General features: G+C 60.4%; 10 protein-coding genes. 7 read left to right on the forward strand and 3 right to left on the reverse strand.

The window, feature by feature from the left end; all coding sequences use genetic code 11:
• Window positions 1-165 precede the first annotated feature (165 nt).
• Both lpxH and CAF74_RS07910 read right to left on the reverse strand, forming a co-directional pair.
• On the reverse strand, window positions 166-912 hold the full coding sequence (gene lpxH, locus CAF74_RS07905) for a UDP-2,3-diacylglucosamine diphosphatase (RefSeq protein WP_085745960.1): 747 nt from the start codon (window positions 910-912) through the stop codon (window positions 166-168).
• The gene (locus tag CAF74_RS07910) at window positions 909-1,415 is read right to left on the reverse strand and encodes a peptidylprolyl isomerase (RefSeq protein ID WP_007951494.1); all 507 of its coding nucleotides are present in this window, start codon (window positions 1,413-1,415) and stop codon (window positions 909-911) included. Before CAF74_RS07910 ends, lpxH begins: the two co-directional genes overlap by 4 nt.
• A 252-nt stretch (window positions 1,416-1,667) precedes the next feature.
• Here CAF74_RS07910 and CAF74_RS07915 point away from each other — a divergent pair, with 252 nt between their 5' ends.
• The 3 genes from CAF74_RS07915 (at window position 1,668) to CAF74_RS07925 (ending at window position 6,277) form a co-directional block, all read left to right on the forward strand.
• Window positions 1,668-3,368: a glutamine--tRNA ligase/YqeY domain fusion protein gene (locus CAF74_RS07915; RefSeq protein ID WP_085745961.1), complete on the forward strand. Its 1,701-nt coding sequence runs from the start codon at window positions 1,668-1,670 to the stop codon at window positions 3,366-3,368.
• 20 nt (window positions 3,369-3,388) lie between these two features.
• Window positions 3,389-4,771 carry a cysteine--tRNA ligase gene (cysS, locus tag CAF74_RS07920; RefSeq protein WP_085745962.1) on the forward strand — a complete coding sequence of 461 codons (1,383 nt, stop codon included), beginning with the start codon at window positions 3,389-3,391 and terminating at the stop codon, window positions 4,769-4,771.
• A gap of 288 nt (window positions 4,772-5,059) precedes the next feature.
• Window positions 5,060-6,277, forward strand: a complete 1,218-nt coding sequence (locus CAF74_RS07925) for an MFS transporter (protein WP_085745963.1) — start codon at window positions 5,060-5,062, stop codon at window positions 6,275-6,277.
• 176 nt (window positions 6,278-6,453) lie between these two features.
• Here CAF74_RS07925 and CAF74_RS07930 read toward each other — a convergent pair whose 3' ends face one another.
• The gene (locus CAF74_RS07930; RefSeq protein ID WP_085745964.1) at window positions 6,454-8,304 is read right to left on the reverse strand and encodes a sigma-54-dependent Fis family transcriptional regulator; all 1,851 of its coding nucleotides are present in this window, start codon (window positions 8,302-8,304) and stop codon (window positions 6,454-6,456) included.
• 270 nt (window positions 8,305-8,574) lie between these two features.
• Here CAF74_RS07930 and CAF74_RS07935 point away from each other — a divergent pair, with 270 nt between their 5' ends.
• From CAF74_RS07935 to CAF74_RS07950, 4 genes are read left to right on the forward strand one after another with little or no spacing between them, the layout of a single operon-like run.
• Window positions 8,575-9,669, forward strand: coding sequence for an ABC transporter ATP-binding protein (locus CAF74_RS07935; protein ID WP_007951489.1), 1,095 nt, complete (start codon window positions 8,575-8,577; stop codon window positions 9,667-9,669).
• Window positions 9,669-10,781, forward strand: coding sequence for an ABC transporter ATP-binding protein (locus tag CAF74_RS07940; protein WP_085745965.1), 1,113 nt, complete (start codon window positions 9,669-9,671; stop codon window positions 10,779-10,781). The genes CAF74_RS07935 and CAF74_RS07940 overlap by 1 nt, the downstream gene beginning before the upstream one ends.
• Window positions 10,778-11,644 (forward strand): carbohydrate ABC transporter permease, encoded by an 867-nt coding sequence (locus tag CAF74_RS07945; RefSeq protein WP_007951487.1) that lies wholly within the window; start codon window positions 10,778-10,780, stop codon window positions 11,642-11,644. Before CAF74_RS07940 ends, CAF74_RS07945 begins: the two co-directional genes overlap by 4 nt.
• 9 nt (window positions 11,645-11,653) lie before the next feature.
• On the forward strand, window positions 11,654-12,454 hold the full coding sequence (locus CAF74_RS07950; RefSeq protein WP_007951486.1) for a carbohydrate ABC transporter permease: 801 nt from the start codon (window positions 11,654-11,656) through the stop codon (window positions 12,452-12,454).
• Window positions 12,455-12,458 lie beyond the last annotated feature (4 nt).

The raw sequence follows: 12,458 nt of genomic DNA on the forward strand, positions 1-12,458 counted from the left end.
GTGGATGTTCGGGTTACACCGACCTGAAAGTCCGAGTTGAACTCAGGCCTTGAAGTGCAGACTTGCGAAACAGAGTCGAGCTCAGATTCTGAAAACTACGAATATCGGCTCCCTTTCCCCCTCGCCCCCTTGGGGGAGAGGGCTGGGGTGAGGGGGTAGCGATCTTCAGCCGTGCGGCAATGCCAACGGTGGCGCAAAATCAAACGGCGCTAACGCAAACCCGTTCTCATCCACCTGTAACGCCCAACCCTGACGATCCCAATCCCCCAGCACAATCCGCTTCGCCGCCTGATCGCCGATCTGCAACTTGTGGATCGCCGGGCGATGGGTGTGCCCGTGAACCAGGGTTTTCACCCCGTATTCCTGCATGATCCGCGGAATTTCCTCCGGCGTGACATCGACGATGTCATTGGCCTTCATCCGCGTCTGCGCCCGGCTTTCGCTGCGCAACTTGCGCGCCAGCTTGTGTCGGGTGCGCAAGGGCAGGTGGCGCAGGATGAACAGGCTCAGCGGGTTGCGCAGGTAGCGGCGCAGCTTCATATAGGCTTCGTCGCGGGTGCACAGGCTGTCGCCGTGCATCAGCAGCACCGGTTCGCCGTAAAACTGCACGACACTCGGGTCCTTCAACAGCGTGCAGCCGGCCTGCTTGCAGAAGGCCTTGCCGAGCATGAAGTCGCGATTGCCGTGCATCAGAAAAATGGCCGTGCCGCTGTCGCTGAGTTCGCGCAGGGCCTGGCAGATGGAACGCTGGAAGGGGGTCATGGCGTCGTCGCCAATCCACGCTTCGAAGAAGTCGCCCAGAATGTACAACGCACTCGCCGAGCGGGCGCGTCCGGCGAGCAAATCCAGAAACGCCCGGGTAATGTCCGGGCGCTCCTCTTCCAGATGCAAGTCTGAAATCAGCAATATCACGCTTCGATGATCTCGGCTTTCTCGATGATCACGTCGTCTGCTGGTACGTCCTGGTGGCCTGCCTTGGACGTGGTGGAAACGCCTTCGATCTTGTCGACAACGTCGGTGCCCGCAACCACTTTACCGAACACGGCATAACCCCAGCCCTGAGCAGTCTTGGAGGTGTGATTCAGGAAGCTGTTGTCGGTGGCGTTGATGAAGAACTGAGCCGAGGCCGAATGCGGATCCATGGTGCGAGCCATGGCCAGGGTGTACTTCTCGTTCTTCAGGCCGTTGTCGGCTTCGTTCTGGATGCTCGGGCTCTTGTCTTTCTTTTCTTTCATGCCTGGCTCGAAACCGCCGCCCTGGATCATGAAACCTTTGATGACGCGGTGGAACACGACGTTCTCGTAGTGACCCTTTTTCACGTACTCGATGAAGTTGGCCACGGTGATCGGGGCTTTTTCAGCGTTCAGTTCGATGACGATATCACCGAAGTTGGTGGTCAGTTTTACTTGAGTCATGATCGCTACTCTTTATAAGGAATTCGTGGGTATTGGGACATTTGCGCCCTTTACCGGTTCAGCCCGTGAGGGCCAAGGTGCGCAGTTTAGCGTGACAGGCGCGAATTTCGAGGCTGTTTTTCCAAATCCCTGCGATTAAATGCACTCCTTTATAGGGCCTGCTCTGTCAGCCCCTTGACAGCATCGGCTATGATAGCGGCTTTGTTTTGTCTGGCCCCCTCTGCGGCCGCGCACATGTAAGTCAAGGATCCTATGAGCAAGCCCACTGTCGACCCTACCTCGAATGCCAAGTCCGGCCCTGCCGTGCCGGTCAATTTCCTGCGGCCGATCATCCAGGCAGACCTGGACTCGGGCAAGCACACGCAGATCGTCACCCGTTTCCCGCCTGAGCCCAACGGCTACCTGCACATCGGCCACGCCAAGTCGATCTGTGTGAACTTCGGCCTGGCCCAGGAGTTCGGCGGCGTCACTCACCTGCGTTTCGACGACACCAACCCGGCCAAGGAAGACCAGGAATACATCGACGCGATCGAAAGCGACGTCAAATGGCTGGGCTTCGAATGGTCCGGCGAAGTGCGCTACGCCTCGCAATACTTCGACCAGTTGCACGACTGGGCCGTCGAGCTGATCAAGGCCGGCAAGGCCTACGTCGACGACCTGACGCCCGAGCAAGCCAAGGAATACCGCGGCAGCCTGACCGAGCCTGGCAAGAACAGCCCGTTCCGCGACCGTTCGGTGGAAGAGAACCTGGACTGGTTCGCCCGCATGCGCGCCGGTGAGTTCCCGGACGGTGCCCGTGTGCTGCGCGCCAAGATCGACATGGCCTCGCCGAACATGAACCTGCGCGACCCGATCATGTACCGCATCCGCCACGCCCATCACCATCAGACCGGTGACAAGTGGTGCATCTACCCGAACTACGACTTCACCCACGGTCAGTCGGACGCCATCGAAGGCATCACCCACTCGATCTGCACCCTGGAGTTCGAAAGCCATCGTCCGCTGTACGAGTGGTTTCTCGACGCACTGCCAGTGCCGGCGCACCCGCGTCAGTACGAGTTCAGCCGTCTGAACCTCAACTACACCATCACCAGCAAGCGCAAGCTCAAGCAACTGGTTGACGAGAAACACGTCAACGGCTGGGACGATCCGCGCATGTCCACGCTGTCGGGCTTCCGCCGTCGTGGCTACACCCCGGCCTCGATCCGCAATTTCTGCGAGATGATCGGCACCAACCGTTCCGACGGCGTGGTCGATTTCGGCATGCTCGAGTTCAGCATCCGTCAGGACCTGGACGCGAACGCTCCGCGCGCCATGTGCGTGCTGCGTCCGTTGAAAGTCGTGATCACCAACTACCCGGAAGATCAGGTCGAGAACCTCGAACTGCCGCGTCATCCGCAGAAAGAAGAACTCGGCGTGCGCCAGCTGCCGTTCGCCCGTCAAATCTACATCGACCGCGATGACTTCATGGAAGAGCCGCCAAAAGGCTACAAGCGCCTGGAGCCGAACGGCGAAGTGCGTCTGCGCGGCAGCTACGTGATCCGTGCCGACGAAGCGATCAAGGACGCCGACGGCAACATCGTCGAGCTGCGTTGCTCGTACGATCCGGACACCCTGGGCAAGAACCCTGAAGGCCGCAAGGTCAAGGGCGTGATCCACTGGGTGCCGGCCGCTGCCAGCATCGAGTGCGAAGTGCGTCTGTACGATCGCCTGTTCCGTTCTCCGAACCCGGAGAAGGCCGAAGACAGCGCGAGTTTCCTGGACAACATCAACCCTGACTCACTGCAAGTGCTGACCGGTTGTCGTGCCGAGCCTTCGCTGGGCAATGCACAGCCGGAAGACCGTTTCCAGTTCGAGCGCGAAGGCTACTTCGTCGCGGATATCAAGGACTCGAAACCAGGTCAGCCGGTATTCAACCGTACCGTGACCCTGCGCGATTCGTGGGGCCAGTGATCAAGTCTTAAGGAAACACCGTGCTTACGATCTACAACACGCTCACCAAGAGCAAAGAAGTCTTCAAGCCGCTGGATGGCAACAAGGTGCGCATGTATGTCTGCGGGATGACCGTGTACGACTACTGCCACCTGGGCCACGGCCGCAGCATGGTCGCGTTCGACCTGGTGACCCGCTGGTTGCGGTTCAGCGGTTATGACCTGACCTACGTGCGCAACATCACCGACATCGACGACAAGATCATCAACCGGGCCAACGAGAACGGCGAGTCGTTCGAAGCGTTGACCGAGCGCATGATCGCCGCGATGCACGAAGACGAAGCGCGCCTGAACATCAAGAAGCCGGACATGGAGCCGCGCGCCACGGATCACATCCCTGGCATGCACGCGATGATCCAGACCCTGATCGACAAGGGTTACGCCTACGCCCCGGGCAATGGCGACGTGTACTACCGCGTCGGCAAGTTCATGGGCTACGGCAAGCTCTCGCGCAAGAAGATCGAAGACCTGCGCATCGGTGCGCGGATCGAGGTCGACGAAGCGAAGGAAGATCCGCTGGACTTCGTGCTGTGGAAAGGCGTCAAACCGGGCGAGCCGAGCTGGGAATCGCCGTGGGGCGCAGGGCGTCCGGGCTGGCACATCGAGTGCTCGGTGATGTCCACCTGCTGCCTGGGTGAGACGTTCGACATTCATGGCGGCGGCAGCGATCTCGAGTTCCCGCACCACGAAAACGAAATCGCCCAGAGCGAAGCGGCCACCGGCAAGACCTACGCCAACGCGTGGATGCATTGCGGCATGATCCGGATCAATGGCGAGAAGATGTCCAAGTCCTTGAACAACTTCTTCACCATTCGCGACGTGCTCGACAAGTACCACCCGGAAGTCGTGCGTTACCTGCTGGTGTCGAGCCACTACCGCAGCGCGATCAACTATTCGGAAGACAACCTCAAGGACGCCAAGGGCGCACTGGAGCGTTTCTACCACGCGTTGAAAGGCTTGCCGAACGTGGCGCCGGCGGGTGGCGAAGCGTTCGTCGAGCGTTTCACCCAGGTGATGAACGACGACTTCGGCACGCCGGAAGCCTGTGCGGTGCTGTTCGAGATGGTGCGTGAGATCAACCGTCTGCGCGAGAGCGATCTCGATGCAGCGGCCGGTCTGGCGGCGCGCCTGAAAGAACTGGCCAGCGTGCTGGGTGTGTTGCAGCTCGAAGCCGATGACTTCCTGCAGGCCGGCGCCGAAGGGCGTGTCGATGCAGCCGAAGTCGAGGCGCTGATCGCTGCGCGTCTGGCGGCACGTGCCGGCAAGGACTGGACCGAATCCGACCGCATCCGCGACCAGCTCACCGCCATGGGCGTGGTGCTGGAAGACGGCAAGGGCGGCACGACCTGGCGTCTGGCTGACTGATTGCTGCGCCTGCTACAAACAAAACCCGCCTTGTGCGGGTTTTTGTTTTTCTGCTGCTTACTCTGGGTTGATCGTTCCCACGCTCCGCGTGGGAATGCAGCCCGGGACGCTCCGCGTCCCATGCCGAAGCGGACGCGGAGCGTCCATTGAGGCATTCCCACGCGGACGGTTCGACGCCTCGACGTGGGAACGATCCAGACAATGTGCGATTGCTTTTGGTATTCGCATAGGTCTTGATAGCGCACGCGGCAGGATGCTCATCAGCGGCGAATCCGGAAGGGAGGAATCATGGCTAATCACTATCGCGAGTTGGTATCGACACCCGGCGCCACCGGGCTGATCCTCGCGAGCTCCATTGCCCGACTGCCCCAGGCAATGATCGGCATCGGCATCATCACCATGCTGGTGCAGCAGACCGGCGTTTACTGGCTGGCCGGCGCAGTCGCCGGTACGTTTACCCTGGCCAATGCGCTGCTCGGCCCGCGCATCTCGAAACAGGTTGATCAGTATGGCCAGAGTCGCGTGCTGCCCGTCGTCACGGTGTTCAGCATCGTCATGTTGCTGGCGCTGATTGTGGCCGTGCACCTGAGGGCGCCCGCTGCGTTGTTTTTTGTACTGGCGGCACTGGCGGGGACAATGCCGAGCATGCCGTCGATGATCCGCGCACGCTGGACGCAGCTGTTTCGTGGCAAGCCGCAGCTGCACACCGCTTTCTCGCTGGACACAGTCCTCACCGAACTGGCCTACATCATCGGCCCACCCCTGGCGATCGGTTTGAGCGTGAGTTTCTTCGCGGAAGCCGGGCCGCTGGTGGCGGTAGGGCTGCTGGCCGTCGGCGTGACGGCGTTTCTCATGCAGCGTCAGACCGAACCGAAAGTGGTGGCCAGCAACCGGAAAAACAGTGGTTCAACCCTGCTGATTCCCGGCGTTCGCACCATTGTCCTGGCGCTGCTGGCGATGGGGGCCATTGGCGGGTCGATCGATGTCGCCGTTGTGGCCTTCGCCAACGCCCAGGGCTGGCCATCGGCTGCCACCTTCATTCTCGCCGCCTATGCGTTCGGCTCGCTGGTGGCGGGCCTGACCTTCGGCGCGTTGCGGGTTTCGCTGGCGATTGAAAAACAGTTCTTTATCGGGATATTGGTCACGGCAGTCACTGGCGTATTGCCGGTGTTCTCACCGGACGTTTATGTCCTGTCCGCGATGTTGTTTATCGCCGGCATCTCGTTTGCGCCGACCATGGTTGTAGTCATGAAGCTGGGGACGATCATCATCCCGGCAGCGAGGATGACCGAAGGCCTGACATGGATGACCACCGGAATCAGCATCGGCGTGGCGCTCGGCGGCATGCTGGCGGGGCTGGTGATTGATGCCTGGGGCGCACGGGCAGGGTTCGGCGTTGCGATAGCCGCAGGTCTGATGATGATGGTTGTGGTGTTGATGGGCCTGCGGACGTTGGCGGCCGCATCGGCTGCACCTGTTGAGCCAGCCTTTTCACCCTCACCCTAGCCCTCTCCCCCAGGAGAGGGGACTGATTGGGGGATGTTCGAGAGGTACACCGACTTGAACGATTGGCGTCGAATCCATAATCGACTGGTTGTTTCAGGTCGATGTAAAACGCAAGACACCTCGGTCGGCTCCCTCTCCTGGGGGGAGAGGGCTGGGGTGAGGGGGAAGGGGGTTACTCAACCTTCGATCTGCCGCAATCGCTTGTACAGCGTATTGCGGCTCACCCCCAACCGCCGCGCCAGATGGGAAATATTGCCCCCGGCCAGCTGCAACTCCCGGTTCAACGCCTCGGCATCGTTCAGGTCGATGCCCAACGGTTCGGCCACTTCCACCGGCTCCATCTCCAGATCGACAAAAAAATCGTCCGGCAAATGCTCGGGCCGAATCGGTTGCTCCTCGGCCATCGCCAGCGCCACCTGCATCACGCTGCTGACCTGACGCAGATTGCCCGGCCACGGGTGTCGTTCAAACAAGTCCAGCACCTCGCGACTCAATCCCGCCCACTGCGATGGCTCGCGATGCTGTTCCCACAACCGCTTGAACAGCGCCTGCTTGTCACTGCGCTCGCGTAACGGAGGCAATTCCAGAGTCAAACCGCCAATGCGGTAGTACAGATCCTCGCGAAAACGACCCAGTTGCACCTGTTCCCTGAGCGAACGGTTGGTGGCGGAGATGATCCGCAGATCCACCGGAAACAGCTCGCTGCTGCCCACCGGTTGCACGCAGCGCTCCTGCAACACGCGCAACAGGCGAGCCTGAGTCGGTAGCGGCATGTCGCCGATTTCGTCGAGGAACAGCGTGCCCTTGTCGGCCTTGCGGATCAGTCCGATGCTGCCTTTCTGGTTGGCGCCGGTAAACGCGCCTTTCTCGTAGCCGAACAGCTCGGACTCCACCAGTTCGGCGGGGATCGCCGCGCAGTTGACGGCAATGAACGCCTGTTTGCTGCGGGAGCTGGCCTGGTGCAGGGCCTTGACGAAGACTTCCTTGCCGACCCCGGTTTCCCCGTGAATCAGCAGCGGGATGTCCTTTTCCAGCAGGCGTTCGGCCTGGCGCACGGCTTTTTCCACGCGGCTGTCGCCGAAGTGCAATGTGCTCAGGCTGATGGCCGTCGGTACGGCGACTTTCGGTTCAGCGGTTCTGGTTTCAGCAAAGACCCGGGCTTGAATCGGCGCCTGTTTAGGCCGTTTCAACAAACACTGAAAACGATTGCGCCCGGAGGTCTGCAAGGCAAACGGCAAACCGTCCGGCTGATTGATCAACTCCAGCAACGACACCTTGAACAGGCTTTCAACGCTGACCCGCGACAAGCGCACACCCAGCAGATTGTCGGCCCGACGGTTGGCCGATAGCACCTGACCGCTCTCATCAAAGATCAGCAGCCCGGCCCACTGGCTGTCGAGGTTGTTCAACCCGGTGTTGAAGGTCAGTTGAAAGTGCTGGCCATGGAACAGGTTGAGGATCAGCCGGTTCTCCACGGTCTGGCTCATCATCTTGACCATGCCGAGGGTGTGCGACGGTGGCAGATAGCTGTCGCTGGACACATCGAGCACGGCGATGACCTTGCGCTCTGCATCGAAAATCGGCGCGGCGGAACCGGTCATGAAGCGATTGGCCTTGAGAAAGTGTTCATCGTGTTCAATGTGCACCGCCTGCTCGCAGGCCAGCGCCGTGCCGATGGCGTTGGTGCCGCTGGCGCGCTCGACCCAACTGGCGCCGGCCTGAAAACCGCGCGCCAGATTCGGCTCGATAAAGCGCTGGGTGCCCCAGGACGTCAGCACCTGGCCCTGATTGTCGGCCAGCATGATCAGGCAGTTGGAGTTGCTCAGGATGTTCTCGTAATACGGCAGCACTTCCTGGTGAGTGGTCTGCACCAGTGAATGATGGCGGTCGAGCAACTGCGCAATGCTGGCAGCGGGCAACTGATCGAAGGCCGGTGCGCTTTGATGATTGAGACCGAAGGCGCGGCAACGGGACCAGGAGTCCTGGACAATGGCGTCATGGGAAAGCGGCGGGGCAGGTGCGGCCATGATTGGCAGTCTCTGAAGGGTGCTTTGTTGTTTTTGTTATGGCTCGTTCGACGAGCAAAAAGCATCCATAGAGTGTTGTTCACTATTGTTCATTGTCAATCGCCTGACTGTTCAATTGTTCAGTCGCAACTGTTCACTTGTGTTCAGCTACGAACCACGGTTTGCGTGGTCTCCAGCGAATTTTGCGGTAAATCAACAGCTTGCCGTTTCTGGCACGAATGTCGCTCTACAGGACAGGTCGCTTGACTCCAATAATAAAAAGGCCGAGCCATGTCACTCACCCTGGAGCACGTCAGCCGCACCGTCGAGGGCCAGACCTGGATCGACGATGCGAGCCTGAAATTCGAACCTGGATCCTTCAACGTTTTGCTCGGGCGCACGCTGTCCGGTAAAACCAGTCTGATGCGCCTGATGGCCGGTCTGGACAAGCCCGACAGCGGCCGCATCCTGATGAACGGCGTCGACGTCACCCAGCGCCCGGTACGTCTGCGCAACGTGTCGATGGTCTATCAGCAGTTCATCAATTACCCGACCATGACGGTGTTCGAGAACATCGCGTCGCCGCTGCGCCAGGCCGGGATCTCCAACGAGCAGATTCAGAGCAAGGTGCAGGAAACCGCGAAGATGCTGCGCATCGAGAAGTTTCTGAAGCGCTATCCGCTGGAGCTGTCCGGCGGTCAGCAACAGCGCACGGCCATGGCCCGGGCACTGGTCAAGGATGCCGAACTGATTCTGTTCGACGAGCCGCTGGTCAACCTCGACTACAAACTGCGCGAAGAGCTGCGCCAGGAAATGCGCGAGCTGTTCAAGGCGCGCCACACCATCGCCATCTACGCCACCACCGAGCCCAACGAAGCGCTGGCGCTGGGCGGCACCACCACCATTCTTCATGAAGGCCGGGTGATCCAGAGCGGCCCCTCGACCGAGGTCTATCACCAGCCACAAACGGTGCTGGCCGCTGAATTGTTCTCCGAACCGCCGATCAACCTGATGCCGGGGCGCATCGCCGGCAACGAAGTGAGTTTCGCCAACTTCGTGCACTTTCCGTTGAACGTCGACCTGCGGCCGGTGGGCGAGGGCGAGTTCCGCTTTGGCGTGCGCCCGAGCCACATCTCGCTGGTGCCGAGCAACGACGACGACCTGGAACTGGCGGTGACCGTCGAGGTGGCGGAAATCAGCGGTTCGGAAACCTTCCTCCACGTGCGCAACGAGCATTTTCTGCTGGTGCTGCATTTGCCGGGGGTTCACGAATACGACGTCGATGCGCCGATCCGCATCTATATCCCGACTCATAAACTGTTTGTGTTCGATGCGCAGGGCCGTCTGGTGCAGGCACCGGGCCGGCGCGTCGCGAGGGTTGCCTGATGGCCGAAATCCGTTTGCAGCACCTCGCCCACAGCTACAGCAAAACCCCGAGCGGGCCCGAGGATTACGCGATCCGCGAGATGGACCACATCTGGGAGCAGGGCGGCGCCTATGCCTTGCTCGGTCCGTCGGGTTGCGGCAAGTCGACCTTGCTCAACATCATTTCCGGTCTGCTCAGCCCGTCCCAGGGTCATGTGCTGTTCGACGGCAAAGCGGTCAACGACCTGACCCCGGAAAAGCGCAACATCGCGCAGGTTTTCCAGTTCCCGGTGGTCTACGACACCATGACCGTGTTCGACAACCTGGCCTTTCCCTTGCGCAATCAGGGCCTGGCCGAAGCGAAAGTACACAGCAAGGTGCAGGAAATCGCCGAAGTCCTCGACCTGCAGAACCTGTTGAGCAAAAAGGCGCGCAACCTTACTGCCGACGAAAAACAGAAAGTTTCCATGGGCCGTGGCCTGGTGCGCGATGACGTGTCGGCGATCCTGTTCGATGAACCGCTGACGGTGATCGACCCGCACCTGAAATGGAAACTGCGGCGCAAGCTCAAGCAGATCCACGAGCAATTCAACATCACCATGGTCTACGTCACCCACGATCAACTGGAGGCGTCGACCTTCGCCGACAAGATCGCGGTGATGTATGGCGGTCAGATTGTCCAGTTCGGCACGCCACGGGAATTGTTCGAGCGGCCGAGCCACACCTTTGTCGGCTACTTCATCGGCAGCCCGGGGATGAACCTGATCGAAGTGCAGCCGCAACCGGGCGGGGTCGGTTTCAATTCGACTCATCTGCCGCTCTCCGACGGCTTACAGCGCCATATCGAACACGGTCAGTGGAAAAATCTGAAGGTCGGCATCCGTCCCGAGTTCGTTCACGTGTGGGACGAGCCGTTCGATGACGCGATGCAGGCGCGGGTCGTACACGTCGAAGACCTCGGCACCTACAAGATCATGACTCTGGATCTGGACGGCGCGCCGCTGAAAGTGCGTCTGGCCGAGGACAAACCGGTGCCGCAGGGCACGGCCTACATCAGTTTTCCGGCGCAGTGGCTGATGGTGTATGCCGACGAGTTTCTGCTGGATGCCACCGACAGCGAGGTACAGCCATGAACAAGGTGCAGAACAACAAGGCCTGGTGGCTGGTGTTGCCGGTGTTCCTGCTGGTGGCGTTCAGTGCGGTGATCCCGATGATGACCGTGGTCAACTATTCGGTGCAGGACATCTTCGACCAGTCCAGCCGCTACTTCGTCGGTGCCGACTGGTACAAGCAGGTGCTGCTCGATCCGCGTCTGCACGACTCGTTGCTGCGCCAGTTCATCTACTCGGCGTGTGTGTTGCTGATCGAAATCCCCCTCGGCATCGCCATTGCGCTGACCATGCCGACCAAGGGCCGTTGGTCGTCGGTGGTGCTGATCGTGCTGGCGATTCCGCTGCTGATTCCATGGAACGTGGTCGGCACCATCTGGCAGATTTTCGGCCGCGCCGACATCGGCCTGCTCGGTTCAAGCCTCAACGCCATGGGCATCAGCTACAACTACGCGGCCAACACCATGGACGCCTGGGTCACCGTGCTGGTGATGGACGTCTGGCACTGGACTTCGCTGGTGGCGCTGTTGTGTTTCTCCGGGCTGCGGGCGATTCCCGACGTGTACTACCAGGCCGCACGCATCGACCGGGCCTCGGCCTGGGCCGTGTTCCGCCATATTCAGTTGCCCAAGTTGAAGAGCGTGCTGCTGATCGCGGTGATGCTGCGCTTCATGGACAGCTTCATGATCTACACGGAGCCGTTCGTGCTCACCGGCGGCGGGCCGGGTAACTCGACGACCTTCCTGAGTCAGACCCTGACCCAGATGGCCGTAGGCCAATTCGACCTGGGGCCGGCGGCGGCATTCTCGCTGGTGTACTTCCTGATCATCCTGCTGGTGTCCTGGCTGTTCTACACCGCCATGACCCACAACGATGCCAACCGCTGAGGCCCGGCCATGAGCAAAAGAAAGCTGATCCCCCTGCTGCTCTACATCCTGTTCCTGCTGGTGCCGATCTACTGGCTGCTGAACATGTCGTTCAAGAGCAACACCGAAATCCTCGGCGGACTGACCCTTTTCCCACAGGATTTCACGCTGGCGAACTACAAGGTGATCTTCACCGATCCGAGCTGGTACACCGGCTATATCAATTCGCTGTACTACGTCAGTCTGAACACGATCATTTCTCTGACCGTGGCACTGCCGGCGGCCTACGCGTTTTCGCGCTATCGCTTTCTTGGCGACAAACACCTGTTCTTCTGGCTGCTGACCAACCGCATGGCGCCACCGGCGGTATTTCTACTGCCGTTCTTCCAGTTGTATTCGTCGATTGGTCTGTTCGACACCCATATCGCCGTGGCGCTGGCGCACTGCCTGTTCAACGTGCCGCTGGCGGTGTGGATTCTTGAAGGATTCATGTCCGGGGTGCCGAAGGAAATCGACGAAACCGCCTACATCGACGGCTACAGTTTTCCCAAGTTCTTCGTGAAGATCTTCATCCCGCTGATCGGCTCCGGCATCGGTGTGACGGCGTTTTTCTGCTTCATGTTTTCCTGGGTCGAACTGCTGCTGGCGCGCACGCTGACCTCGGTGAACGCCAAACCGATCGCGGCGGTGATGACGCGCACGGTGTCGGCGTCCGGCATTGACTGGGGCGTACTGGCGGCGGCGGGGGTGTTGACTATCCTCCCCGGCATGCTGGTGATCTGGTTCGTTCGCAACCACGTGGCCAAGGGCTTTGCCCTGGGCCGGGTCTGAGGAA

This window comes from Pseudomonas sp. R45(2017) (assembly GCF_002112305.1).
Taxonomy (GTDB): domain Bacteria; phylum Pseudomonadota; class Gammaproteobacteria; order Pseudomonadales; family Pseudomonadaceae; genus Aquipseudomonas; species Aquipseudomonas paraglycinae.